This is a genomic window from Mesorhizobium sp. WSM1386, assembly GCF_055901595.1.
Map to the genome: position 1 here is coordinate 5,030,079 of NZ_CM148373.1, position 25,195 is coordinate 5,055,273.

A 25,195-nucleotide genomic window follows, 5' to 3' on the forward strand; every position below is an offset into this window, starting at 1 on the left:
TCTGAGGCTTGTCGCATGCTTGACCCGGCCGCAGATTTGTGGCGATGAAATCTCCATGACATTCGGCACCAGCGCATGATGAACCGTTTTGAAGGCCCGGGCGGCAAGGAAGCCCGCATCCGCTACCTCGATGGTGATTTCCAGGTCACCAGCCCCGGCTCGTTCGTGCGCTGTGCCGTGACCGGGGAAAGCATCCCGCTGGACGAGCTGAAATACTGGAGCGTCGCCAGGCAGGAGCCTTACGTGAACGCCACCGCTTCGCTGCGCCGCGAAATCGAGGTGCATCCGGAACTGCGCAAGCGGGGATAGCTTTTTCGTTTTAACGCAATTTCCAAGGGAAAACGCCACGCGCTTTCCCGGGAAAGCGCTTCATACTTTTCCTGGAATTGCTTAGCCCTTCAGCTTGCGCTGCCGCCAGGCATCGAGCGTTTCCTCGATGATGCGCTCAGGCACATGCTCGAGTTCGAACACCGTGTCGATTTCCAGCACGTCGAGACGGTCGAGGAAGTCCTGCGGGGCGCCATGGCGCAGCCGGGCGGCATCCTTGGCCGTGGTGATGAGGCCGAGGCCTTCGGCGCGCGCCGTCATCGCCAGTTCGGCCAGCTCGTCCTCGGCATAGAAATGATGGTCAGGGAAGGGCCGCGAAAGCGCCACCTCGCCGCCGGCCTCCCGAATGGTGTCGAAGAATTTCTCGGGATGGCCGATGCCGGCGAAGGCCAGGAACCGCTTGCCGGCAAGCCCTGCCTTGCTGCTTGGCTCGGTATGGGCCTCGAAGATCGGCCTGCCGGCGCGCGCCGCCTGGCGGACCACGCGGTCGGCGGCGCTGCCCTCGCCCATCTTCAACAGCCCGCTGGTGAAGACCAGTTGGTCGACGATCTTGGCCCGGAGCGGGCCGCCCGGAATGACGCGGCCATTGCCGATGCCGTAGCGGGCATCGACCACGACCAGCGCATAGTCGATGTGGATGCGCGCGCTTTGGAACCCGTCGTCCATGATCAGGAAGTCGCAGCCGTGCCTTTCCAGCAGCAGCCGGGCGCCGGCGGCGCGATTGGGCGTCACCGCAACGGGCGCGTGTTCGGCGAGCAGCAACGGCTCGTCGCCGACATGCCTGGCGCTGTCGTGGTTGACATCAACGACATGCGGCTCGGCGAAGGAGCCGCCATGGCCGCGCGACAGGAAGCCGGGCTTGAGCCGCATGCGCTTGGCCTGTTGGGCGAGCGCGATGGCCACCGGCGTCTTGCCGGTGCCGCCGACGGTGAAATTGCCGATGCACAGGACCGGCGCCTCGATCTTCTCGCGCCGGGCGCGCCGCATGCCACGACCGGCGACGAGCGCATAGACGGCCGACAGCGGCGACAGTGCCAGGACTTTCCAGTCCGGCTCTTCCCACCAGAATGGCGGTGCTTCGGACGCCACGCTAGAGCATGATGCCGAAAAGTGTGAAACGGTTTTCGGGTGACATCATGCTCTATCTCCTTGATTTAAAGGCGGATGATTTCAGGTCGAACAGACCTGAAATCATCCGGCTCTAGCGCCCGTTGGCGCCCTTCAGGCGCGACTTGACGACCAGGGGCTGGATATAGGGTTCAAGCGATTTCAGCGTGCGCGCCAGGGCACCGCGCATCTCGTCGACAGTCGCGATGCCCGCCGCCATCATTTCGTGGCGCGCCACTTCGTTGGTCAAAAGGAAGTTGACGGCGCCGGCCAGCATGTCGCGGTCGCGCACCAGCTTGGCGCCGCCGCTGTCGATCAGGCGCTGATAGGCCTCGCGAAAATTCTGCACATTGCGGCCGGCCAGAACCGCCGTGTCGAGCATGGCCGGTTCGAGCGGATTCTGCCCACCCTCGGAGGTCAGCGAACGGCCGACGAAAGCGATCTCGGTCAGCCGGAGATACAGGCCCATCTCGCCGATCGTATCGCCGAGCAGGATATCGGTGTCTGGTCCGATGCGATCGCCCTTGCTGCGCCGCGCGACCTTCAGGCCCATGCCGGAAATCTGCGCGGCAAGGGCTTCGGCACGATCGGGATGGCGCGGAACGACGATCGTCAGCAAGCCGTGGTGACGCTTGTGCAGCGTCGCGTGAACTTCCGCGGCGACCACCTCCTCGCCATCATGGGTCGAGATCGCCGCCCAGGTCGGGCGCTTGCCGATCTGCCGCTGCAAAGTGCCCAGCGCCCGATCATCGACCGGCGGCGGGTTGGTGTCGACCTTGAGGTTGCCAGACACCGTAACCGGCCGGGCGCCCAGCGCGCGAAAACGCTCGCCGTCGACATCGGACTGGGCGACGACATGGGCGAGGTTCTCGAACAGCGCCTCGGCGATGTTGGCCCGCTTCTTCCACGAGGTGAACGAGCGGTCGGACAGCCGGCCGTTGACCAGCACCTGCGGCACATGGCGCGCGCCAAGCTCGAGGATGGTCATCGGCCAGATCTCGGATTCGGCGATGATCGCCAGGTCCGGCCGCCAGTGATCGAGGAACCGGCTGACCGCCGGCTTCAGGTCGAGCGGCACATATTGGTGGATGATGCGGTTGCCAAGCCGCTCGTCGGCGACCTGGGCCGATGTCACGGTGCCGGTGGTCAGCACGATGTTGACGCCATAGTCGAGAATGCTTTCGACCAGCGGCACGACGGCGATGGTCTCGCCGACGCTCGCGGCATGGATCCAGATCACCGGCCCTTCAGGACGCGGCCGGCCGGCGACGCCGTAGCGCTCGCGGCGGCGGTTGCGGTCCTCCTTGCCGCGCGAGGTGCGCCAGGCAACATAGGGCCCGACCAGCGGATAGGCCGCGGCACCGGCGAACCGGTAGGCCGACAGCATGGCGCGCGCCCAGCGACCGCTCATCGCGGGCCATCCACGAGACGGTAGGCCTCGGTGGTGGCGGCGTTGAGCGCGACCGTCACTTCCTGGCGCTTGCGCTCCATTTCGGCGTCGTCGGCGTCGGCCGGCACGAAGATCGGCGTGCCGATGGTCACGGCGGAACGGCCGAACGGCAGGTTGATGGTGGTCTTGTCCCAGCTCTTTTCCAGCACCTTGCGGCGGCTGGTGGCGATGGCGACAGGCAGCAGCGGCCGGCCCGAGAGGCGCGCCAGGAGGACGATACCAAGCCCCGCGTCGCGCGGCGTGCCGTGGGGAATGTCTGCGATCATGGCGACGTTCTTGCCGGCGCTGAGTGACTTTTTCAGGGCGATGAGCGCCTTGGCCCCGCCCTTGTCGAGATGCCTGGCATTCTCGCGGCCGCCCGAACCGCGCACCGCCTCGATGCCGAATTTCTCCAGCATCAGCGCGTTGAGCTCGGCATCGGCGCTGCGCGACACCATGGCGACCAGCGGCTTGCGCTTGGGGTAATAGGCCGGCGTCAACAGATGCTGGCCGTGCCACAAGGCGATGATGCCGGGCTCGAACTCGGCGTAGGCGCCTCCCGAAAAGCGCGCCGATCCAGCGACCAGCGGGCTGGTCAGGCGCACCAGGCGCACGAACTGCGCCAGCAGGCTGGCAATGGCGTTCTTGACGAATCGCGACTGCGCGAGCGGTTCGCGGATCTTGCGCCAGAAGGTCTTGGTCGTGCGGCTGCCGCCCCTGCCCGTGGGCGCGGCATCGCCGGCTGGCCCTTTCGCCAGGTCATGCTCCATCGAGGTCAACCGGCGGCCTTGCTGTCGGGATCCAGGAGACGGTGCAGATGAACGACGAAATAACGCATATGGGCATTGTCCACGCTGGCTTGCGCCTTGGCTTTCCACGCCGTATGCGCGGATTGATAGTCGGGATAGATGCCGACGATGTCGAGCCCGTCGAGGTCGCGGAACTCGGTGCCGCCAAGCTTCTTCAGTTCGCCGCCGAACACCAGATGCAAAAGCTGTTTCTTTCCGTCTTCCGCGGCCATGTCGGTCCTTCACATATTGTGAGTTTGTGACAGGTCTAGACCAAAGCCGTCGACTTTGGAACCTTCGAAAACGCTTTCACGCGTCCAGCCCGGCGATGACGTCGACCAGCACCGCCAGCAGGTCGCCGCTGCCGGCGGCGAGCGCACCGTGGCGGGTCACCTCGCCGGCATAGAGCGGCGCACGGCCATGCGGGTCGAGCAACTGGCCGCCGGCCTCGCGCAGGATGAGGTCGGCGGCGGCGATGTCCCAGTCATGCGCGTTCGGCTTGACGAAGGTGCCATCGAGCGTGCCGTTGGCGATCATCGCCACGCGATAGGCGAGCGAAGGGCTGTAGGGCGCCCGCGTCAACCGCTTCTGCCAGCGGGCCGGCATCAGGTCGATGAGCTGTTTCAACCCGGAAATCTCGGCCTTCTCGCCGGGCTGGCGCACCGCGATGCGCTTGCCGTTGCGGAAGGCGCCCTGGCCGGGCAGCGCCCAATAAGTCTCGTTCAAAGCCGGGCATTCGAGCACGCCGGCGAGCGTGCGGCCATTTTCAACGACGGCGACGCTGACGCACCAGGTGCGCTGGCCCTCCAGGAAGCCGCGCGTGCCATCGATCGGGTCGACGACGAAGGTGCGGCGCGCCGAAAGCCGTACCGGATCATCGACGGTCTCTTCCGACAGCCAACCGTAATCCGGCCGCGCCGACAGCAGCGTCTGGCGCAGATAAGCATCCGCCGCGTGATCGGCCTCGCTCACAGGCGAGGTGCCGCCCTTCATCCAGACTTGCGGGCTTTGGCCGAAGTAGCGCATGGCGATGAGGCCCGCCTCGCGGGCGGCGTCGCGCAGCAGCGGCAGGTCTTCCGTAGCGTCGGTCGAGATCAACTCATGCTCCGGCAAGGGTCATGCCTTCGATCAGAAGCGTGGGGGCCGCCGTGCCGAAATTGCGGTCGAGGTCATCAGCCGGCACCATGTTCAGGAACATGGTCTTCAGATTGGAGGCGATGGTGACTTCGGCGACCGGATAGGCCAGCGCGCCATTCTCGATCCAGAAGCCGGAGGCGCCGCGGCTGTATTCGCCGGTGATCATGTCGACGCCCTGGCCGAACACTTCGGTGACGTAGAAGCCGCTCTTGAGCGACTTGATCATGTCCTGCGGCGAGCGTTCTCCCGGCTCGATGGCGAGATTGGTGGAGGATGGGGAGACGGAGGAGCCGCTGCGCGATCCACGCCCGTTGGTGACGAGACCAAGCTCACGCGCGGCGGACGTCGACAGGAACCAGTGGTTGAGGACGCCCTTTTCGACCATCAAGAGCTTCTCGCCCTCGATGCCTTCACCGTCGAATGGACGCGACGCCTGGCCACGCCGCCGCAGCGGTTCGTCGGTGACGGTGATGGCGGCAGCGGCGACCTGCTTGCCCATCATGTCGCGCAGAAACGAAGTTTTGCGCGCGACGGAGGCGCCGTTGATGGCGCCGGCAAGATGGCCGGCGATGCCGCGGGCGACGCGCGGGTCGAACACCACGTCGACTGGCCCGGTCGCCGCCTTGCGCGCGCCGATGCGGCGCACCGCGCGCTCGCCTGCCTTGCGGCCGATGTCTTCGGGCGCATCGAGATCGCTAAAATGCAGGCGCGAGGAGAATTCATAGTCGCGCTCCATGCCGGTGCCCTCGCCGGCAATGACGCTGGCCGAGCGCGAAAAGCGCGAGACGACATAATGGCCGAGAAAGCCGTGCGAGGTGGCTAGCACAAGGCCGCCCATGCCGGCCCCGGCGCTGCTGCCGGACGAATTGGTGACGCCCTTGACGGCAAGCGCCGCCGCTTCCGCCGCCAATGCCGCCTCCTTCAACTGGTCGGCCGACACTTCGGTGGCGTCGAACAGGTCGAGATCGGGCGTCCGCTTGGCAAGCAGCGCCGGATCGGCAAGACCCTGATAGGGATCCTCCGGCGACACTTTCGCCATTGCGACAGCGCGCTCGGCGAGCGCTTTCGGGTCGGACGCGGCGGTCGCCGAAACGCTCGCGACCTTCTGGCCGACGAAGACGCGCAGCGCGACATCCTCGCTCTCGGATGCCTCGGTGGCCTCGACCTTGCCGAGCCGCACCGACACGCCGGTGGAGCGGCCGCGCACGGCCACCGCGTCGGCGGCATCAGCGCCGGCCTTTTTGGCAGCCTCGACCAGCGCCGCAACGCGATCGGTCAGTCTTGCAGCGTCTGTTATATCGGCCATGCCTGTGATTCCTGCTGTTGCGGCCAGCGTCTGGCCGCTGCCCACCCATCTATTGTTCCGGTCCGGCTTGTGCAATGGCATAGACCTCTATCAAAATGCAGCTTCACGACTTCCGTCCGGAACCGAGTGAAGCAACAACCCAGCCCGCAGCTTGCACGGAGCATCTTCGATGACGCCTTTCCATCTCGCCTTTCCGGTCCGTGATCTCGAAGAAACCCGTATTTTCTATGGCGAGGTGTTGGGCTGCACGATCGGCCGCTCCTCGGCGACATGGGTCGATTTCGATCTCTTCGGCCACCAGATGTCGGCGCATTTGCGGCCACAAGCCGCGCCAGCCCCAAGCGACGGCAAGGTCGACGGCATTTTGGTGCCGATCCCGCATTTCGGCGCCGTGCTGTTGATGGACGAGTGGCAGCGCCTGGCGGCACGGCTGGAAGCGCGCGACGACATCGACTGGCTGGAACGGCCAATGGTGCGCTTCAAGGGCGAACCCGGCGAGCAGGCAACGCTGTTCATTCGCGATCCTTCGGGCAATGCCTTGGAGTTCAAGGGTTTTCGCTCGCTGGAGCAGGTTTTCGCGCATTGAGCTGGGGCGAGCCCGGACTCACGACCCGGCGACCGGCGTCCAGATCACATCCTCGATTTTCCGCGCACCGGTCGCCAGCATCACCAGCCGGTCGAAGCCGAGCGCGATGCCGCTGGCCTGCGGCATGATGGCAAGGGCGGCGAGAAAATCCTCGTCCAGCGGGTAGCGCTCGCCATAGATGCGCTCCTTCTCGTCCATCTCGAGGATGAAGCGCCGGCGCTGCTCGGCCGGGTCGGTCAGTTCGCCAAAGCCGTTGGCGAGCTCGACACCGCAGCAATAGAGCTCGAAGCGCTCGGCGACGCGGGCATCCCTAGGGCTCGGCCGGGCAAGTGCGGCCTCGGCGACCGGGTATTCGCACAGGATGGTCGCGCGGCCGATGCCCAGATTGGGCTCGATCTTTTCCACCATGACGCGGCTGAACAGGTCGGCCCAGCTGTCGTCGGGCGCCGTGCGCAGGCCGGCCTTGATCAAGGCGGCGTAAAGCGCCTCGCGGTCTGTGCTCCCGTCGGCGGCGACCGTGGCGAGGAGATCGATGCCGGAATAGTGGGTGAAGGCATCCGCCACCGTCAGCCGCTCCGGCTCGGCGAACGGATCGCAATCGCGGTCCCGGAAGGAGAACCGCTTGGCCCCTGCCCTGGTCGCCGCCAACACCAATAGATCGGCGCAGTCGCGCATCAGGCTCTCATAGGTCTCGCCCACCCGGTACCATTCGAGCATGGTGAATTCGGGATGGTGCAAGGGGCCGCGCTCGCGGTTGCGCCAGACCGGCCCCAGGCTGAAAATGCGCCGCTCGCCGGCGGCAAGCAGCTTCTTGCAGGCGAATTCCGGCGAGGTGTGGAGGTACAGCGGCGACCGCGCACCATCGGCCCCGACCACCTCCGTGGCGAAAGCCGCCAGATGCGCCTCGTTGCCGGGCGAGACCTGCAGCGCCGCCGTTTCCACCTCGATGAAATCTTGGGCCGCGAACCAGTCGCGCAAAGCGGCGGTCAGGCCATTGCGCAGCATCAGGCGCGGGCGGCGGTCGGCGTGAACGTCAGGCGTCCACCAGGGCGAAGCGGCGGTCATCGCCGGGCCACGGGCGTGTCAGTTTGCACTGGGGGCTGGCGGTTCGCGCCGAGATGCGCTAGGCCCCCATCCAGCGCCGCAGAAGCCGGCAAACGCCCATCAACTCTCGCAGGATAAAAAACCGTGGTGAAAGTCATCGCCAGTTCGCTCCGCAAAGGCAATGTCGTCGAAAAGGACGGCAAGCTTTATGTGATCCTCTTTGCCGAAAACATCCACCCAGGCAAGGGCACCCCGGTGACGCAGCTCGACATGCGCCGCATCGGCGACGGGGTGAAGGTCTCGGAGCGCTACCGCACCACCGAGCAGGTGGAGCGCGCCTATGTCGAGGAGCGCGAGCACACCTTCCTCTACGCCGACGGCGAAGGCTATCACTTCATGAACCCGGAAACCTACGACCAGGTGGCGGTGTCGGAAGCCGTGGTCGGCGACGCCGCGCCCTATCTGCAGGAAGGCATGCCGGTGCAGGTCTCGCAGTTCAACGGCATCGCGATTTCCCTTGTGCTGCCGCAGCGCGCCACCTTCGAAGTGGTCGAGACCGAACCGACGACCAAGGGCCAGACGGCATCGTCCTCCTACAAGCCCGCCGTCCTCTCCAACGGCGTCCGCACCACCGTGCCGCCGCACATCGCGCCCGGCACCCGCGTGGTGGTGATGACGGCCGATGGCGCGTATGTGGAGCGGGCGAAGGACTGAGTGGGCTTCTTTCTGAACCCAGAATCTTGCTAGGAAGCTCACCCACGAAATAGGTTATCATCACGGCGTTGCCTACTTGAGATGAGTTTTCGTATCCCGTGCTCTCGATATGGGGAAGCTTGTTGCTGCGCTGCGTTTCGGCATAGTCGGTTGAACTCGCTTGCATCCTGGCAGGAAAAGTGCTCAGAAACAAAAAGGGAACAATGGCACGGCTCTTTTCAGGCAGGAGCCGTAGTCACGAGTGGCAACTCTCGACGGGCTGAGTTGAATGCTCAGAATGCCGCGTACCTTGACCGAGAGCACACGTTTTGATCGCAAATCATGACAGTGCCGCAAATGAATTTTGATCATCTTGCGTCTCGGCTGGAGCCGATTCTGACCGGCCTCATCGAAGAGGGCGGGACGTTCGCAGAGCTTCTTGGCACAGAACTGTCAAAGAAAGCATCGGGCAGTTTGGCAGGAGCGGCAATCGGCCTGGTCCAGTCGCTTGGCAAAGCCGCGTGGAAAACCGTCCGGTCATCCAGAGCGCGCAGAAAGTTTCAGAGGCGATGGGACGCCGCCGCATCGACAATTGAGCGTCAGCAGGCAATTCGACAACTGTTATCTGAGGACCCAAAGCGCGCACAGTTGCTTTCAGGACTTCTCCTAAGACTTGATTTTCTCCGTGCCGTTGCGGGCACGCTGAACAATTGCCTAATATAGGCCTACTTGATGCCACAAGACGCCTTTCAGAGGTCTATGTCCCGTTGAAAATTAGGCGAATCTCTGATGCAAACGCCCTTAGTACTTCCCCTGCAAGTGAAGCAGTAAGAACTGATACGGCGTTCAATGGATCAGTTATCGAGCTATTACGCTCAGGCAATCATCTCATTGAAGGAGGCCCCGGAGAGGGCAAAACAACGATCGCTCGATGGCTCGCAGCCTTTGAAGCGCGACGTATTCTTGAAGATAGGAGCAAAGTTTCCTTCGAGAAAATCCGTTTGCCTGCATTGGTGACAGCCCGATCTTTACAAGCTGCGCAGTCCGATTTCGCTACTGCTTTACACAAGGCGGTCAATACTGAAATGTCTCTCGCCAGTTTGGGAGCAATACCCAGTCAATTTTTTCTTCCCTATTCAGAACTAGGCCACAAATTGTGGCTTGTCATTGTCGACGGATTGGACGAAGTCGAGGACTCACACGAACGCCAACGCATTTGGGATGCACTCTCAAAACTGCATAGCCAAGCCGGAGACGCCTTTCGGTTCATCGTGTTCACACGCCCCAACGCTGTACGACTGGACAAAGAGAGACATGACTTTCAACGTTGGTTAGTTTGCTCACCCACGGAATCGGACCGCAAGTTGATCGCAAAGCGCTACATCGCCCAAAGCGAGAAAGCAGATGAGTTTTTGGATCACCTTGGAGCGGCAGGACTCGCAGATGCTTACCGGACGCCCCTCTTCGAAGCGATCGCTGCTTCGGTTTTTAGCCGAACCGGTTTCATGCCAAAAACTAGAGTAGAATTGTGCGAAGCGTTCGTTTCTGCACTTATTAATAAATCTACAGTTTCCGATTTTGATAGACAATCAGTCATAAGCCTTCTAAGCGCAGTATCTAATAAAATGAAGGAAGATGGAACAGATTTTAGCCGATTTAGCAATCTTATTGCAAAAAATACTCCAAAGATACAAATTCCATCTAAATTAGATGAGATTATTTCGCGGACAGGAATCGCATCCCAAGCGGACGGATATTACGTTTTCATCCATGATGTATTTCGATCCTACTTCTTTGCCCTTGATCTAGCAAACTGTCATAGGCCACAATCTAATGCATGGAAGAAGATCGACCCATTTTTGGTTGGATGGGTCACCATTCAGTATCTTTGTGAGATATGGGAGCAGCTTGGCCATGATATTTCGACAGCAGTACTTGAATTGCTGTCTTTCGGTGAAAACGGTGAAGTGTGCGCGGTCGAAGTGTGCATATCCTGCGTCACCGTCAGCGACAAAGTAGCCGGTAAACTTGCTGATCGACTTATTCGAGACATGTACTCGACTGGAGCCACGATTTTTGGAGTCGACGCGTTGTCTCGATTGGCCGTCAACCGAGGTGCCGTTCTAGAGAAATTAGTCGATTGCGCATACTCAGATCGTGACCTAGCTGGTGGAAAGGTGGAATTTGTTCGCTGCATCCTTGACTCCGGCCACACGCATGAGGGGCTTGAGGCTCTTAAGATTATTGCAAGGGGCAGAGATGAGTATCAAGGCGATCGCATTTCCGCCGCAGAGTTGCTTTGCAACATGGGGTATGGCGAGCTTGGGTGCAGCGTTCTTGCCGAGATGGCGACAGATGCGGATGAGCTGTGGATGCGAGCAGAAGCGGCCGTCATCCTGTTTCAGAACGACCGCTCAGACGCACATCGTCAACTTGTAGCACGGTTGATGCATGAAGAACCTGAAGATGACATAGATTGCATTTTTGAAAGTACAATCGCGCGCCTTCTTTCTTTAGGCGATAAGGAGCTCGCCCTACCAGCAATTAGGAGCCAGGCACTCGCTCCTACCAAACGCCGCGATTTTGGCAGCCTCAGCGAGCAGATCGCAGCGTGTAAGGCAATTGCAGAACATCATGACCACGATGAGGCCATTTCGGCGCTAAAAGCCCTGCTCTCGTGGGAGCATATCTCTCTTCGGCAAAGCGCGGAAGTCTTAGGGGCTCTTTCTGATGTCGGCGCCGAAGACTTCGCGCTCGGCGCTATTGTTCAACGGCTAGGAGACGGCCCGGAATACGAAGGCGCAGATTGGTTTGTTCTCGAATTGTTGGACCGATTTGGTCTTGAAGAGAAGCTTCGTGCCGTTGGCTTGTATCTGCTGCATGTTGGGTTGGCAGACCATCGTCCGGGATACGTGCAGGACGTGGGCGACTTGGTCGAAAGGCTGAGCACGCAGATTGATCGGGCGGAAATCGCCGATCTTATTAGGAGCAAGCTCCTCGGAACTCGCGACGCTCATCTGGCATCGTGTCTGGCGACTCTTGGTTTTAGAAAGGAAGCGCGCGACCTTCTCAACAGATGGACGAAAGACGGTGACTTCGACCTGAAAATTGATGCCGCGCAAGCGCTCTGCCTTATCGGAGAGCGCGATCTTGGCGTTCGGTCGATCAATGGCTTTATTGCGGATGAGAGCTTAGGATTTGAAAACCGCCTGCGATCGGCTGATAGCCTCACACTTATCAAAGAACTAGATGCAGCAAGAACGGCATTCTCATTACTACTCCGCGACACAAGTTTGACCATGGCTGACCGATGCCGTGCCGCTCGGCACTTTGACGAGGAAGGATCGGACAACTGCGATATTATATGGAATATTTTTTTTCCTCTACTTATGGATGATTTCACCTTATTTGAATACCGCATTATTATCGCCAAGACTTTGCTTCGTACATCACCTGCTGATTGGGAGGATTTTGATCGCACTGAGGTTCTTGACGAACTGATCTCGATGCTGGGAATGGCTCCCAGTCCAAATATCGCTTGGAAAATCATTTCCATTCTGGCTGAAAACGGATTTTCGACTAGTGATATCCAGAATGCCTCTGCTTTAGCCGACGATTCTTCAATACCGGTAGAGATGCGGATAGAGGGATTAAAGGAGTTCGTCTTCAGACGTTCGGATGAATTGGCGGCGAAGAAGCTGGTTGAAATCGCGCAACTGCCAGAAACTTCCTACAAACAATCAATTGACGCTCTTTCATCCCCCGGCATCGAACAGACTTGCAGGGATTCACATCGTCTTCTCGAGTTGATCGTCAATGACCCGATGGTTCCACCAACGTGGAGATTGAAAGCCGCCTCGGAAATACCCAAGCGACAGAGCAAACGGAGTTTGAACGAATTTCAAATGGCAATCATTCGCGATGCGAGCGTATCCACCAGGGAACGGCTTACGGCATTGCAGGATCTGAGACACGCCTCGCTTGAAGACCAAATTGCCTTGCTGAAGGTAATTTCAGACACTCCAAATCTCGGGACTTGGGATTGCTTATCCGTCGCTGAGGCGGCTCTACGGGCAAACGCAACCGACTTAGTTAAATCGTTGCTGAGGAATGCCCAGTCGGATGGTCCACACTCAATCTCAGAGCAGGCAAAGATGGCTGAAATCTTCGCAGCCATAGGCGACCGCAGAGCTGCGATCAATCTTCTAGAACAAATAGTGCGACTTCCGGATAACGTTCTTAGGGAAACCGACGATCATTTTTCGACAATAGAAGCTGCCGATCTCCTTGCTAAGTTGGGGCGCTGCACTGAGGTGAAAGTCTTTTTGCTCCACCTTGTCCAGCAAGTTGGCTGGCACGATGTTGTGGATATTCTAAACTGTATCAGACGACTTGCTGGTGAAAATGTGGCTCACCAAGCGGCCGGCGAGTTACTACCGAAACTTATGGATGAACCTAGGAATCCGTCAAATGAATACATGCTTCACTGGCGGATACTGTACGAAGTATTTCTTACTGACGGATGGACCGGCGACCTTTCACCTCTTCTGACTCTTGCACAGGATTCGTCTAAATTGCTAAGTGATCGCACCGAGGCGGCTGCGGCAATCTACCGAAATAGCTTCCGTGATTCGTCACGAAACTGGGCATCAATGGCGCAGGGTATTTTGGTTGAGTTCTCCAACCGTGAAAATCTATCAGTGCATGAACATGCTAACTTGGTAGCTGTTCTGAATTCGTGCGACCTTGGGCTCCTGATCAAGAATACCCATCGAGCCGCCGATTTGGAAGCTGTTAAAGAACTCGAGGGCGAAAAGGATAATAAGGGACTGGAAGCAGCGAAGGTATTTGATCCGCAAGAACCGATTATGGATCGATTGTTCAACCTCAGAGATTTGGTTCTTGAGGACGGGAACAAACAAGCACTGCGCATTATTTTTGATACAGCCGAAGACAAACAGGGATATCCAAACGATCGACTGATGGCCGTGGAAGTCTTGGAGGAGCTTGGCTATCGCTCCATTCCCGTGGATCTGCTGCCAGAGATTTTGTCTCATCCGGAAGTAGACGACTACTGGGCCGGCGAATTGCTCCTTCGCTTCGGCGACAAGACGGGGGCGTTGAACCTCTTTGAAAAGGCGATAGAAAGCTGTCCTGAGGGGTATCGAGATCAGATAGCTCGCGAGCTTGCCAACCTTCAAGCGAGTAGCTTGATAGAAAAGCTTGATGCACGACTTACAAGGTAACCTGAAGGACGCTTGCATCGCCGACGTCGCGCGCCCCTCACCCAGCCACCGTTTTCTCCCGCTTGCCCTTCCCGCCCCGCGCCTCCACCACCCGCTCCACCTCTCGCTTCAGCTGATCCTTGATCGCCACCGTCTCGTTCATCAGGGCGTCGATTTTCAGGAAATCGAGCACGCGGTATTTCGACACTGTCGGGCGGACCAGGATATCGGGCTGGGTTTGTCTCAGCTTGTTGGCGGTGATCGATTGCATCATCAGCTGCGTGGCGCCGAACATCAGATCGACGGAGGTGGGGTGCTTGCGGTCGGCTTCTTCCGGCGCGCCGACCACGTCGACGCCGATGATGATGTCGGCATCGTTCTCGATCAGGTCGAACGGCACGGGATTGTAGATGCCGCCGTCGATCAGCAGGCGGCCGTCGCGTATCACCGGGCGGAACACGGCGGGGATGGCGGCAGAGGCGGCAAGGGCCGAATGCAGGTCGCCGTCGTCGAACACGGCGAGCTTGTGGCCGAAATAGTCGGTCGCCGTCACCTTCAGCGGGATCTTCAGCTCGGCGAAGGTTTCGGGAATGGCCTCGGGCAGGAAGGCCTTGAGGATGCGCTCGACATTGAACTGGCTGACGCGGATGCCGTTCTGCATGGCTTCGGCGATCGTGCCCGGCCGGGCTCGCCACATGCGGCTTGCCACCTCGGCGCGCCGGCCGAGGACCGAGCGGGCGTAGTCGTGGATGTCCTTGCCGGTCATGCCGGCGGCCATGCCGGCGCCCATGATGGCACCGATCGACGAGCCGGCGATCGCCACCGGCCGGATGCCGAGCTCGTCCAGCGCCTCGATGACATGGATATGCGCCAGGCCTCGTGCGCCGCCACCGCCGAACGCTATTCCAAAAGTCGGGCTCATCCCTTGCCGGCCCCGGCCAGCGGGGGCCCGACGACCATGATGGTCGGTTCGGCCGACAGCAGCTTCTTCGCCGCCGCCTTGACCTGGTCGAGCGTCACCGCGTTGATGTAGCCGGCGCGGCGCTGCATGTAGTCGATGCCGAGATCGTCGAGCTGCAGCTCGACCAGCGTCGCGGCGATGGAACTCGAGGAGTTCAGATTGCTGATGGCGTAGGCGCCGATCAGATATTTCTTGGTTGCGGCGAGCTCAGCCTCGGTCGGGCCGTCCTCAGCCAACCGCTTGGCGACGTCGCGCACGATGCCGAGCGTCTCGGCCGCGCGATCCGATCGCGTGCCGGTGGTGACGATCAGCGCGTTGGCGTGGTCCTGGTTGACCAGCGAGGAATCGACGCTGTAGGCCAGCCCGCGCTTTTCACGCACCTCCTGGAACAGGCGCGAGGTGAAGGTACCGCCGCCGAGGATCTCGTTCATCAGCACGGCCGGGAAGAAATCCGCCGCCTTGCGCTTCACGCCGGGCCAGGCGAGCTGCAGCGAGGTCTGCGGCAGATCGTAATTGACCTCCAGATGCTGCGCCAGCTTCGGCTCGATATCGGCGACAGGGGCGAGCGCCTGTTTCTCAGGCAGGTTGCCGAACACCATGTCCAGCTTCTTCTTCAGCGTCCCGGCATCGATGGCGCCGACCACGGCGACATGCAGGCCGCCGCGTGCGAACACCGCCTTGTGCAGCGCGTTGAGATCATTCTGCGTGATGGTGGCGATGCTCTGCCTGGTGCCCTGGTCGGAGCGTGAATAGGGATGGTCGCCATAGATGGCGCGAGCCCATCGGTTCTGCGCGACCGTGTCGGGGTCATTCTCGTTGGCGATTATGCCGGACAGGATTTGCGCGCGGATGCGGTCGATCGGCGCCTGGTCGAAGCGCGGCTCGTTGACCGCCAGCCGCAGCAGGTCGAAAGCCTCGTCGCGCTGTTCGGCCAGCATGCGCATCGAGCCGTAGATGCCGTCGCGGTTCTCCTCGAAGCCCATTTCGGCACCGGCATCGTCGAGCCTGATCTGGAAGGCTTCCGAATCGAGCGGGCCGGCGCCCTCGTCGAACAGGCCGGTCATCAGATTGGCCAGTCCTTCCTTGCCCGGCGGATCCTGCGTCGAGCCGCCGCCGAAGACGAAACGAACGGCGACCACCGGCACGGAATAGTCCTCCACCAGCCAGGCGGTAACGCCCTTCGAGGACGTGACAGACTGGATCTCCATGGCGCGTGCGGCAAGTGCCGGCAGGACCAGGAAGAGGATGGCGAGGACGAAAGTTGCGAGTGTGGTGGCCACGCGCGGTCTTCCCTTTTCCCCTTGCGGGAGAAGGTGGCCTCGCAAAGCGAGGTCGGATGAGGGGTGTTCCAGCTTGGCAAGGACGGCACTCTGTCGCGCACCCCTCATCCGTCTCGGCGCTGCGCGCCGATCCACCTTCTCCCACAAGGGGAGAAGGGAAGGCGCGTTCACGGCCTCGTGTATGTGCATCGAGCGCGTCATCATCAATTCCCCACCTGTTGCTGCGGCAAGAGATAGCCGGTGGTCGAGCGGGCCAGCACCAGATAGCGCGCGGCGACGGCCTTGACCTCGTCCGCGGTGACCTTGCGGATGCGGTCAGGCCATTGCTGGACATCCTGCACATTGCCGCCGGTGGCCAGTGTCGAGCCATAGATTTCGGCCATGGAATCCTGCTTGTCGCGGGCAAAGACCATCGACCTGACATAGCGATCCTTGGCCTTTTCGAGCTCTCCCGGCGTGACGCCGCCGCTGGCGATGCGCGCCACCTCCGCATCGACAGCGGCTTCGATGTCGGCGAGCCTGGCGTCGCCGCGCGGCGAGCCGTAGACGGTGAAATTGGTGTCGTCGAGCATGGTGCCCTGGAAATACGCGCCGGCGTTGGAGGCGATGCCCTGCTTGACCACCAGCGCCTGGTAGAGCCGGCTGCGGTTGCCGCCGCCGAGGATCTCGGCGAGCAGATCGAGAGCCTCGGCCTCGCCCGGCTTGGCGGTTTGGTAGGACGGCACCACCCATTGCGTCGAAAAGCTGGGCACGCTGACGCGGGCGTCGGAAAGCGTGACGGTGCGCTTTGTGTTCTGCTCCGGCTCGACCGGGCGCACGCGCGGCGGCAGATCCGGCCCGCGCGCCACCTTGCCATAGGTCTTTTCAGCCAGCGCCCGCACCGCGTCGGGCTGGACATCGCCGGCGACGATCAGCACGGCGTTGTTGGGCCTGTAATACTTGTCATAGAAGGCGGTGGCGTCGGTGCGGTTGAGCTGCTCCATCTCCTGCATCCAGCCGATTACCGGAATGCGGTAAGGCTGGTTCTGCCACAGCGTGGCATCGACTTCCTCGTCGAGCACGGCCTGCGGATTGTTGTCGATGCGCGAGCGTCGCTCCTCGAGGATGACATCGCGCTCGGTCTTGATGACGTCGTCTGTGAGGATGAGGTTGCGCATGCGGTCGGCCTCGAAGCTCATCATCTGTTCGAGCGCCGAGGGCGCCACCGTCTCGTGGAAAGCGGTGTAGTCATAGGAGGTGAAGGCGTTGTTGGAGCCGCCGATATCGGAGACGGCACGGTCGAACTCGCCGGCCGCGTGATGGGTCGTCGCCTTGAACATCAGATGCTCGAAGAAGTGGGCGATGCCGGATTTGCCCGGCGGCTCGTCGGCGCTGCCGATCTTGTACCACACCATGTGGGTGACGATGGGCGCGCGATGATCGGGAATGACGACCACTTCCATGCCGTTGTCGAGCAGGAAATCCGTCACCTTGAACTCGGCCGGCACGGTGTCTGGCAATACGGGACTGGCGGCCGGCACCGGGCCGGTCATGACAAAAGCCAGCGACGTCGCCAGCAGTGTTGTCCGCAGCCATTCAACCCTGGGTGTCATCAATGGCTCCGGTTTTCTCTTCGTTTGACGCAATTTCCGTGGGAAAACCGCTTCACACTTTTCCTGGAATTGCTTGGACAGGACGATAGGCAAGGTGCTGGCGACAAGCAAAGCGAATTGTTGTTGCCGGCAAAGGCGGCGGCAAAGAGGCCGCTGAACACAAGCGTGTCAGCCAGCCTCGATGAAGCGGATGATGGTCTCGCCGTAATTGCGCTCGTCGAGCACGGAAAAGCCGGCGCCTGGCTCGAAGGGAACCGCCGCCGTTTCCTCGACCACGCAGAGTGCGCCGGGCCGCAGCCAGCCGCCGGCCTTGGCCGACTGCAGGGCGCGCTCGCCAAGGCCCTTGCCGTAGGGCGGATCGGCGAAGACGAGGCCGAACGGGGGCAGCGTGCCGGGTTCGCCAAGGGCGGTTGCGTCGCGGCGGAATATCTTGGTGCGGCCGGTGAGCCCGAAGGCCTCGACATTGTCGCGGATCAGGCCGCGGCCTTCGGCCGATTCCTCGATGAACACGCCATAGGATGCCCCTCGCGACAGCGCTTCCAGGCCAAGCGCGCCGGTGCCGGCAAACAGGTCGAGCACGCGCGCGCCGTCCAGTTGCCCGCCAAAGCGATGCGCCAGCACATTGAAGACGGCCTCGCGGGTGCGGTCGGTCGTCGGACGGATGGCGCTGCTGCGAGGCGTCGCCAGGGGACGCCCGCGAAACTCACCGCCAACGATTCTCATTTAAGTCCGGGTCTCATTTAGTCCTGGGCCCCTTCGGGCCGCCGCGCGGCCGCTCACCGCCACCAGCACCGCCAGGACGCTCGCCACGCGGCTTGCCGAACGGTTTTGCGCCGCCCGGTTTGCCATAGGACGGCTTGAACGACGCCTTGCGCGCCTTGGCTTCGGCTGCCTTGGCAGCGTCGGCTTCCGCCCTGCCCTTGCCGATCGGCCGGGCACCCGGCGCCATCCAGACATTGGCCTTGCGTTGACCGGGCGGCTCGATCGGCCGCTGCTCGCGCTCGGGCTTCTTGCCAAAACCGCCACGTGGCTTGTCACCGAAGCCACCGCGCGGCTTGTCGCCAAAATTGCCACGCGGCTTGTCGCCAAAGCCACCGCGTTCGGGCCTCGGACCGCGTTCGCCAAAACTCTTTTCCGGCCTCTCGCCTCTGTCGGGACTGGTCGACAGCTTGCCCAGCGCCTCGTCGCGGCTGCCTTCGCGGCGCTTGCGGTTCTTGATCAGACCGCCCTCGCCGATCGGCCGGTGGTCACCCTCGCGCATAACCTTCGGCCGCTCGGCTTCTTCCTGACGCGGTTCGGTGCGCCGCACCGGCTTGTTGGAGAACGGCTTTGAAATCTCGGCGTCGAAATTGGCGCCGGATTCCTCGACCAGGCGCTCGCCAAGCTGGTCGCGCAGCACGCGGCCCTTGACCTCCAGCACATGGCCTTCGGGAAGATCCTCGAGCTGGAAAGGCCCGTAGGAGATGCGGATCAGCCGCGTCACGTCGAGGCCGAGCGCGCCGAGGATGTTCTTGACCTCGCGGTTCTTGCCTTCGCGAAGCCCGATCGTCAGCCAGGCATTGGAGCCCTGCTCGCGGTCGAGGCTGGCTTCGATCGCGCCATAAAAGACGCCGTCGACGGCGATGCCCTCGCGCAGGCCGGCAAGCGCGCTTTCCTCGACCTTGCCGTGGACCCGCACGCGGTAGCGGCGCAGCCAGCCGGTGGCCGGCAGTTCGAGCACGCGCGACAGGCCGCCATCATTGGTCAGCAGCAGCAGGCCTTCGGTGTTGATGTCGAGCCGGCCGATGGTCATCAGCCGCGGCAATTCGGCCGGCAGCACGTCGAAGACGGTCTTGCGGCCTTCCGGATCACGGTTGGTGGTGACGACGCCGGCCGGCTTGTGGAACAGGAACAGGCGCGTGCGCTCGATCGGCGGGATTTCCATGCCGTCGAGATGGATGATGTCACCGGGCATCACATTGAAGGCCGGCGAGGCCAGCACTCGGCCATTGACCTTCACGCGGCCGGCGGCGATCAGGTCCTCGGCATCGCGACGCGAGGCAAGACCGGCGCGCGCCAGGCGCTTTGCGATCCGTTCACCGGCTTCTTCTTCTGCCTCGGCGGGACGCGGGCGGGGCTTGAAGCCGCCGGACGCACCCTGCGGACGATCGCCGAAGTCGCGCTTGGGGCGATCGTTGAAATCGCGCTTGGGACGGTCGCCGAAATCGCGCTTGGGACGGTCAAAGCGCCGTTCGCCACCTTCCGCAGAAGCAGCCGGACGATCACCGCGAGGCGCGTAGGGTTTGCGCGGGCCTTCGCGCTTCTCATAGGACTTGCGCTCGCCTTCGGCCGCCATTGGGCGGTCACCGCGCGGCGCGTAGGGCTTGCGCGGGCCTTCCCGCTTCTCATAGGGCTTGCGCTCGCCTTCGGCGGCCATCGGACGATCGCCGCGCGGCGCGTAGGGTTTGCGCGGGCCTTCGCGCTTCTCGTAGGGCTTGCGCTCGCCTTCGGCGGCCATCGGGCGGTCGCCGCGCGGCGCGTAGGGTTTGCGCGGGCCTTCGCGCTTCTCGTAGGGCTTGCGCTCGCCTTCGGCGGCCATCGGGCGGTCGCCACGCGGCGCGTAAGGCTTGCGCGGACCTTCGCGCTTCTCATAGGGCTTGCCTTCGGGGCGCGGCCCCTTGCTGAACGGCTTGTCGCCGCTTTTGAAGTTGCGCTTCGGCCGCTCGCCTTCGGCGGCCATCGGACGCTCACCGCGCGGCGCGTAGGGTTTCTTGGCGCCGAAGGACGGCTTGCCACCGCCACGCGAGGCCGCGGGTTTCTTGCCCGGGCCTTTTTGGCGCGGAGATTTCTTGTCGTTGTCGTCCATGTGGCCTTTGTCCGTTTGCGCTGCTACAGCGTGGCGCATCCTTTCGGGCGCGCAACGAACGCTGTAGCACTTTTGATTTGGCGCATGATCATTTCCGAAAATCGAGTCCGATTTTCGAGGTTATGCGCTCAATAACAGGATCATCAGAGTTTGTCAGGGAAAAGTGGAGACCGGTTTTCCGGAAAGACAAACGAAAACCAAAAGCCTGGAGCGGCGAGGAGATAATGGGAATGGAAACCGCGTGAAGCGGCCGGATTTCATGGCCCTGGCGCTGAAAGAGGCCGAAGCGGCCGCCCTGCGCGGCGAAGTGCCGGTCGGCGCCGTCATCGCCAGCGGCGGCACTGTCGTCGCCAGTGCCGGCAACCGCACCCGCGAGCTTGCCGACCCGACGGCGCATGCCGAGATGCTGGCGATCCGCGAAGCCTGCGGCAAACTGGCGACAGAGCGGCTCACCGGCCACGATCTCTATGTGACGCTGGAACCCTGCGCCATGTGCGCCGGCGCCATTTCCTTCGCCAGGCTGCGCCGTCTCTATTTCGGCGCCGGCGACGAAAAGGGCGGCGCGGTGGTCAACGGCGTGCGCTTCTTCGCCTCGCCGACCTGCCACCATGCGCCCGACATCTATCCGGGGATGGCCGAGACCGAAGCGGGCCTGCTGCTCAAGGGATTTTTCAGGGAACGTCGCGACTGAACCGGGCGCCGTGCCCGTCCACAATCGACGCAGCCGGCTGTTACAGGGACGGCAGCCAGTCGAACCAGCCGCCCTTCTTGCCTTCCGCCTCTTTCTTCAGGCGGCGTTCCTTCTTGTATTCGTCCTCGCCAAGTTCATTCTGCGGTGCTGCGCCGGACGCGACACGGTAGGCCAATGGCGGCTCGCTCAGATATTTGCGGGTGTTGGGATCGCCCTGCTTGCCTTCGGCAAGGCGGCGCTGGATCTCGGCGGCGCGGCCCTTGTCGGAATCCGCGGGTCTCCAAGCCGGCGGGTGGCTGGAGCCTGAGTCGGCCATCGCCTTCTTGATCGCCTCGGGATCGGTCTGCACGTCGTCAACGATCTCCGACTGATAATTCGGATCATCCTGGTGTGCCGTGGCGTCGGCGCGCAGGCGGGCGCGGCGCTGCTCGGGCGATTCAGGCCATTCGGCGCTCGCCGTCTGGATGCTGTTCTGCGGCGCCGGCAGCGCTTCCTTCTGGCCAGGTGCCGGCTTCACCAGCGTCGGGCGCGGCTTGTAGTCGATCGGATCCCTGCGCTTCGGCGCGAAGGAAACGGCGCCGGTGAGATCGCCGGCCAGCTGTTCGGCGGCAGTCTTGTCGGTTCCATAGGTCGGAGACCCCATGCAGCCGGACAAAGCGAGGCCCGATGCGACAAGCGGCGCCAGAAGCGCAAGGCGCGCGTTATATCTCTCGGTCATGCCAAAAAGTCCCACTCTAGACAGCCTCTCGATTGCCACCGGCCTTGTGTCCGGTCCCCATCGTCCAAGCACTTGCGACGGAAATCCGGCGACAATTTGTCTTCCGGAGTTTCGCGTGTTTACCTCAACCACTCATTAAGGGCAACGCGCGGGCGGATCAGCACCGCCCGGCGTGGCATTTGTGCACCGATATGCAGGGCATCCTGGCCGGCCATGCCGTGATCCCCAACCGCCATGCACGTTTGGGCAACATGCATCAGAGCCGGCCGAGCGCCTTCAGTTCACGCAGCACGGCGGCGTCGCGCGCGGAGACATCGGGAAATTCCGCGTCCTGCCCGACATCGGCCGTGTAGCGCCAGGAGCGTGCACATTTGACCAGGCCGCGATCCTCGGCCTTCTCGACAACCACGGCGACGCCCTTGACGTCGTCCAACGTGAATGCGCTTTGCGGCGCCTGGCCATGAGCAATGACGAGATCGCTGGTGATCGCCATCTCGGCCATGTCGACGTCCGATATCGCCGCCTCGAGCGCCGCGTCGTTGATCGTGACCACCGGCACCGCCTCCAGCGAGGAGCCGATCACCTTCTGGGCACGCGCGATCTCGAGCGCGCCGGTGACGACGCGGCGCACCTGCCTGACCTTGCGCCATTTCTCCGCCAGGGCCTCGTTCTTCCAGTCCGCCGGGATTTCCGGGAACTGGTCGAGATGCACCGAGACCGCATCGGGATGACGGTCGAGCCAGGCCTCCTCCATTGTGAAGGGCAGCATCGGCGCCAGCCATTTCACCAGGCAGTCGAAGAGATGACGCACGACCTGCACGGAGGCCTTGCGCTTCGCGCTCGATGGCGCGTCGCAATAAAGCGCGTCCTTGCGGATGTCGAAATAGAAGGCCGACAGCTCGACCACCATGAAATCGATGAGCGCGCGGGTGATGCGCTTGAACTCGAACGCGTCATAGCCCTGGCGCACCAACTCGTCGAGTTCGGACAGCCGGTGCAGCATCAGCCGCTCCAGCTCCGGCATCGTTTCCAGCGGCACATCCTCGCCATCGTCATGGGCGAGCGTGCCCAGCATCCAGCGGACCGTATTGCGCAGCTTGCGGTAGGCGTCGATGTTGGTCTGCAGCACGTTCTTGCCGAGCCGCTGGTCTTCCCAATAATCCGTCGTCACCACCCAGAGCCGCAGGATATCGGCGCCGGACTGCTTGATCACGTCCTGCGGGATGACGGTGTTGCCGAGCGACTTCGACATCTTGCGCCCGTCCTCGTCCATGGTGAATCCATGGGTGACGACCGTGTCGTAGGGCGCCCTACCCCTGGTGCCGCAGCTTTCGAGCAACGAGGAATGGAACCAGCCGCGATGCTGGTCGGAGCCTTCGAGATAGACATCGGCTGGCCATTTCAGGTCGGGACGGTCCTCGAGCGTGAAGACATGCGTCGAACCCGAATCGAACCAGACGTCGAGGATGTCCATCACCTGCCGCCACCGGGAGGCGTCGTGATTGCCGAGAAAGCGATCCTTGGCGCCAGCGGCGAACCAGGCGTCGGCGCCTTCCGTCTCGAAGGCGTCCATGATGCGCCGGTTGACGGCCTCGTCCTTGAGCACATTGCCGTCCTCGTCGGCGAAGACGGCGATTGGCACGCCCCAGGCACGCTGACGCGACAGCACCCAGTCGGGCCGTTCCTCGATCATGGCGCGGATGCGGTTCTGGCCTGCCGCCGGCACGAAACGGGTGTCGTCGATCGCCTTCAGCGCGCGGCTGCGCAGCGTCGTGCCGTCGCCAAGGTCCTTGTCCATGTAGATGAACCACTGCGGCGTGTTGCGGAAGATGATCGGCTTCTTCGACCGCCAGGAATGCGGATAGGAGTGTTTCAGACGGCCGCGCGCGAACAGCGCGTTGCGCTTGATCAGCTCGTCGATGACCGCCTGGTTGGCGTTCCCCTTCTTGCCGTTGTCGTCGATGACGCGCGCCGGCCCGCCCTCGCGATCCGGACCGAAGCCCGGCGCGTCCCTGGTGAAGAAGCCGCCATCGTCGACCGTGAACGGGATCGCGGTGTCGACACCGCGCGCGCGCAGGTCGGCAGCGGAATCCATCCAGGCGTCGAAATCCTCGCGGCCGTGGCCGGGCGCGGTGTGGACGAAGCCGGTGCCCGCATCGTCGGTGACATGATCGCCGGCGAGCATCGGAACGGCAAATTCGTAGCCGCCGCCAAGACCCTTGAACGGATGCGAAAGCGTAAGACTTCCAAGCTGTTCGGCCGAAACGCTGTGAAGGCGATTCAAGGCGACCTTGGCCTTGGCCGCGCAATCTTCCGCCAGAGCATCGGCAAAGATCAGCTTCTCGCCCGGCTGCGGCCCGAAGGCATTCTCGGCCGCGGTGACTTCGTAAAGACCATAGCCGATGCGCGGCGAATAGCTGACGGCGCGGTTGCCGGGGATGGTCCAGGGCGTCGTCGTCCAGATGACGACATGAGCTTCCAGCAGGTCCAGCGACGTCTCGGTCAGCTTCGCCGGCTCTTCGGCATTGGCGACCTCCCGGGCAAGGCTGACGACCGGGAATTTCACCCAGATCGTGTCGCTCTCATAGTCCTGGTACTCGATCTCGGCCTCGGCCAGCGCGGTGCGTTCGACGACGCTCCACATCACCGGCTTTGAGCCGCGATAGAGCTGGCCCGACATGGCGAACTTCAACAATTCGCCGGCGATGCGCGCCTCGGCATGGAAAGCCATCGTCGTATAGGGGTTCTTGAAGTCGCCGATGACGCCGAGGCGCTGGAACTCGCCGCCCTGCACGGAGATCCAGTGCGCGGCGAATTCACGGCATTCCTTGCGGAACTCGTTGACGGGCACCTCGTCCTTGTTCTTGCCCTTGGCGCGGTACTGCTCCTCGATCTTCCATTCGATCGGCAGGCCGTGGCAATCCCAGCCGGGCACGTAGTTGGAATCATAGCCGCGCATCTGGAACGAGCGGGTGATGACGTCCTTGAGGATCTTGTTCAGCGCATGTCCAATGTGGATGTTGCCGTTGGCGTAAGGCGGGCCGTCATGCAGCACATATTTTTCGCGGCCGGCGGCACTCTCGCGCAGCTTGCGGTAGAGGTCCATGTCCTGCCAGCGCTTGACCAGCACCGGCTCTTTCTCGGGCAAGCCGGCGCGCATCGGGAAATCCGTCTGCGGCAGGTAGAGCGTCTTGGAATAGTCGATCGTTTCAACAGTGTCGGTCATTGATCTGCCATCTGCATAGCCCGTCGGCACAAAAGCCGGAGCGTTGAAGTCTTTGGTTGACGCATACCGTTTCCCAAAACCGGACCCACTTTTGGGTGATATGCATTGATGTTCTGGAAAAAGCGCGAGGGCGCGCGCGAAACTCCCGGCGGTTCCGGCGGCGCTCAGGCCGCCCGGAACACCGGGCCTGTAATTCGTATCGCAATCGCGAAAAGGCGCAAAAAGCTGCTCATGGCTGGG

20 protein-coding genes are annotated in these 25,195 nt (G+C 62.3%); 6 read left to right on the plus strand and 14 right to left on the minus strand.

The window, feature by feature from the left end:
* Positions 1–75: 75 nt before the first annotated feature.
* Positions 76–309, plus strand: a complete 234-nt coding sequence (locus AC0NIH_RS24745; protein ID WP_027057465.1) for a DUF2093 domain-containing protein — start codon at positions 76–78, stop codon at positions 307–309.
* An 81-nt stretch (positions 310–390) separates the two neighbouring features.
* On the opposite strand, the gene lpxK is transcribed toward AC0NIH_RS24745, so the two are convergent.
* The 6 genes from lpxK to AC0NIH_RS24775 all read right to left on the minus strand — a co-directional run bounded on the left by lpxK (position 391) and on the right by AC0NIH_RS24775 (position 6,094).
* Positions 391–1,416 carry a tetraacyldisaccharide 4'-kinase gene (gene lpxK / locus AC0NIH_RS24750; RefSeq protein ID WP_473469234.1) on the minus strand — a complete coding sequence of 342 codons (1,026 nt, stop codon included), beginning with the start codon at positions 1,414–1,416 and terminating at the stop codon, positions 391–393.
* 112 nt (positions 1,417–1,528) lie between these two features.
* Positions 1,529–2,845, minus strand: a complete 1,317-nt coding sequence (gene waaA / locus AC0NIH_RS24755; RefSeq protein WP_023766514.1) for a lipid IV(A) 3-deoxy-D-manno-octulosonic acid transferase — start codon at positions 2,843–2,845, stop codon at positions 1,529–1,531.
* Positions 2,842–3,633 carry a lysophospholipid acyltransferase family protein gene (locus AC0NIH_RS24760; protein WP_023779385.1) on the minus strand — a complete coding sequence of 264 codons (792 nt, stop codon included), beginning with the start codon at positions 3,631–3,633 and terminating at the stop codon, positions 2,842–2,844. The genes waaA and AC0NIH_RS24760 overlap by 4 nt, the downstream gene beginning before the upstream one ends.
* Before the next feature lie 5 nt (positions 3,634–3,638).
* On the minus strand, positions 3,639–3,884 hold the full coding sequence (locus AC0NIH_RS24765; RefSeq protein WP_013896111.1) for a DUF4170 domain-containing protein: 246 nt from the start codon (positions 3,882–3,884) through the stop codon (positions 3,639–3,641).
* A gap of 76 nt (positions 3,885–3,960) precedes the next feature.
* Entirely contained in the window at positions 3,961–4,764 is an 804-nt protein-coding gene (locus AC0NIH_RS24770) for a 3'(2'),5'-bisphosphate nucleotidase CysQ (protein WP_473469238.1), read from the minus strand.
* Positions 4,751–6,094, minus strand: a complete 1,344-nt coding sequence (locus tag AC0NIH_RS24775; RefSeq protein WP_023766511.1) for a TldD/PmbA family protein — start codon at positions 6,092–6,094, stop codon at positions 4,751–4,753. Before AC0NIH_RS24775 ends, AC0NIH_RS24770 begins: the two co-directional genes overlap by 14 nt.
* Positions 6,095–6,263: 169 nt before the next feature.
* Between AC0NIH_RS24775 and AC0NIH_RS24780 the strand changes: the two genes are divergently transcribed.
* Positions 6,264–6,680 carry a VOC family protein gene (locus AC0NIH_RS24780; protein ID WP_473469241.1) on the plus strand — a complete coding sequence of 139 codons (417 nt, stop codon included), beginning with the start codon at positions 6,264–6,266 and terminating at the stop codon, positions 6,678–6,680.
* 18 nt (positions 6,681–6,698) lie between these two features.
* On the opposite strand, the gene epmA is transcribed toward AC0NIH_RS24780, so the two are convergent.
* Positions 6,699–7,745, minus strand: coding sequence for an EF-P lysine aminoacylase EpmA (gene epmA, locus AC0NIH_RS24785; protein ID WP_473469243.1), 1,047 nt, complete (start codon positions 7,743–7,745; stop codon positions 6,699–6,701).
* A gap of 126 nt (positions 7,746–7,871) precedes the next feature.
* Here epmA and efp point away from each other — a divergent pair, with 126 nt between their 5' ends.
* The 3 genes from efp (at position 7,872) to AC0NIH_RS24800 (ending at position 13,663) form a co-directional block, all read left to right on the plus strand.
* The gene (efp, locus tag AC0NIH_RS24790) at positions 7,872–8,438 is read left to right on the plus strand and encodes an elongation factor P (protein WP_023766508.1); all 567 of its coding nucleotides are present in this window, start codon (positions 7,872–7,874) and stop codon (positions 8,436–8,438) included.
* A 321-nt stretch (positions 8,439–8,759) separates the two neighbouring features.
* Complete coding sequence (locus tag AC0NIH_RS24795; RefSeq protein ID WP_473469245.1) at positions 8,760–9,140, plus strand: hypothetical protein; 381 nt, start codon at positions 8,760–8,762, stop codon at positions 9,138–9,140.
* Positions 9,141–9,184: 44 nt separating this feature from the next.
* A complete protein-coding gene (locus AC0NIH_RS24800) occupies positions 9,185–13,663 on the plus strand; it encodes an NACHT domain-containing protein (protein WP_473469248.1) in 4,479 nt (1,492 codons plus the stop codon).
* Positions 13,664–13,700: 37 nt separating this feature from the next.
* Here the strand turns inward: AC0NIH_RS24800 and AC0NIH_RS24805 are convergent, their stop codons facing one another.
* The 5 genes from AC0NIH_RS24805 to AC0NIH_RS24825 form a co-directional block, all read right to left on the minus strand.
* Positions 13,701–14,564: a patatin-like phospholipase family protein gene (locus AC0NIH_RS24805; RefSeq protein ID WP_473469250.1), complete on the minus strand. Its 864-nt coding sequence runs from the start codon at positions 14,562–14,564 to the stop codon at positions 13,701–13,703.
* A complete protein-coding gene (locus AC0NIH_RS24810; RefSeq protein WP_473469252.1) occupies positions 14,561–15,883 on the minus strand; it encodes a M16 family metallopeptidase in 1,323 nt (440 codons plus the stop codon). The genes AC0NIH_RS24805 and AC0NIH_RS24810 overlap by 4 nt, the downstream gene beginning before the upstream one ends.
* A gap of 203 nt (positions 15,884–16,086) precedes the next feature.
* Positions 16,087–17,475 (minus strand): M16 family metallopeptidase, encoded by a 1,389-nt coding sequence (locus AC0NIH_RS24815; protein ID WP_473469255.1) that lies wholly within the window; start codon positions 17,473–17,475, stop codon positions 16,087–16,089.
* Between the two features lie 168 nt (positions 17,476–17,643).
* Entirely contained in the window at positions 17,644–18,198 is a 555-nt protein-coding gene (gene rsmD, locus AC0NIH_RS24820) for a 16S rRNA (guanine(966)-N(2))-methyltransferase RsmD (RefSeq protein WP_473469258.1), read from the minus strand.
* A gap of 13 nt (positions 18,199–18,211) precedes the next feature.
* Complete coding sequence (locus AC0NIH_RS24825) at positions 18,212–20,320, minus strand: pseudouridine synthase (protein ID WP_474025079.1); 2,109 nt, start codon at positions 20,318–20,320, stop codon at positions 18,212–18,214.
* Positions 20,321–20,561: 241 nt separating this feature from the next.
* On the opposite strand from AC0NIH_RS24825, the gene AC0NIH_RS24830 reads away from it, so the two are divergent.
* Positions 20,562–21,011: a nucleoside deaminase gene (locus AC0NIH_RS24830; RefSeq protein ID WP_473468564.1), complete on the plus strand. Its 450-nt coding sequence runs from the start codon at positions 20,562–20,564 to the stop codon at positions 21,009–21,011.
* Between the two features lie 40 nt (positions 21,012–21,051).
* Here AC0NIH_RS24830 and AC0NIH_RS24835 read toward each other — a convergent pair whose 3' ends face one another.
* Both AC0NIH_RS24835 and ileS read right to left on the minus strand, forming a co-directional pair.
* A complete protein-coding gene (locus AC0NIH_RS24835) occupies positions 21,052–21,729 on the minus strand; it encodes a hypothetical protein (protein WP_473468565.1) in 678 nt (225 codons plus the stop codon).
* Between the two features lie 256 nt (positions 21,730–21,985).
* Positions 21,986–24,955: an isoleucine--tRNA ligase gene (ileS, locus tag AC0NIH_RS24840; RefSeq protein ID WP_473468568.1), complete on the minus strand. Its 2,970-nt coding sequence runs from the start codon at positions 24,953–24,955 to the stop codon at positions 21,986–21,988.
* Between the last annotated feature and the right edge of the window lie 240 nt (positions 24,956–25,195).

Excerpts from the sequence above, each read along its gene's own strand:
- waaA (WP_023766514.1), bottom strand. The coding sequence starts at position 2,845 with ATGAGCGGTCGCTGGGCGCGCGCCATGCTGTCGGCCTACCGGTTCGCC.
- AC0NIH_RS24825 (WP_474025079.1), bottom strand. The coding sequence starts at position 20,320 with ATGGACGACAACGACAAGAAATCTCCGCGCCAAAAAGGCCCGGGCAAG.
- AC0NIH_RS24775 (WP_023766511.1), bottom strand. The coding sequence starts at position 6,094 with ATGGCCGATATAACAGACGCTGCAAGACTGACCGATCGCGTTGCGGCG.
- AC0NIH_RS24815 (WP_473469255.1), bottom strand. The coding sequence starts at position 17,475 with ATGACACCCAGGGTTGAATGGCTGCGGACAACACTGCTGGCGACGTCG.
- AC0NIH_RS24745 (WP_027057465.1), top strand. The coding sequence starts at position 76 with ATGATGAACCGTTTTGAAGGCCCGGGCGGCAAGGAAGCCCGCATCCGC.
- AC0NIH_RS24795 (WP_473469245.1), top strand. The coding sequence starts at position 8,760 with ATGACAGTGCCGCAAATGAATTTTGATCATCTTGCGTCTCGGCTGGAG.
- epmA (WP_473469243.1), bottom strand. The coding sequence starts at position 7,745 with ATGACCGCCGCTTCGCCCTGGTGGACGCCTGACGTTCACGCCGACCGC.
- AC0NIH_RS24765 (WP_013896111.1), bottom strand. The coding sequence starts at position 3,884 with ATGGCCGCGGAAGACGGAAAGAAACAGCTTTTGCATCTGGTGTTCGGC.
- AC0NIH_RS24780 (WP_473469241.1), top strand. The coding sequence starts at position 6,264 with ATGACGCCTTTCCATCTCGCCTTTCCGGTCCGTGATCTCGAAGAAACC.
- AC0NIH_RS24760 (WP_023779385.1), bottom strand. The coding sequence starts at position 3,633 with ATGGAGCATGACCTGGCGAAAGGGCCAGCCGGCGATGCCGCGCCCACG.
- AC0NIH_RS24805 (WP_473469250.1), bottom strand. The coding sequence starts at position 14,564 with ATGAGCCCGACTTTTGGAATAGCGTTCGGCGGTGGCGGCGCACGAGGC.
- rsmD (WP_473469258.1), bottom strand. The coding sequence starts at position 18,198 with ATGAGAATCGTTGGCGGTGAGTTTCGCGGGCGTCCCCTGGCGACGCCT.
- AC0NIH_RS24835 (WP_473468565.1), bottom strand. The coding sequence starts at position 21,729 with ATGACCGAGAGATATAACGCGCGCCTTGCGCTTCTGGCGCCGCTTGTC.
- ileS (WP_473468568.1), bottom strand. The coding sequence starts at position 24,955 with ATGACCGACACTGTTGAAACGATCGACTATTCCAAGACGCTCTACCTG.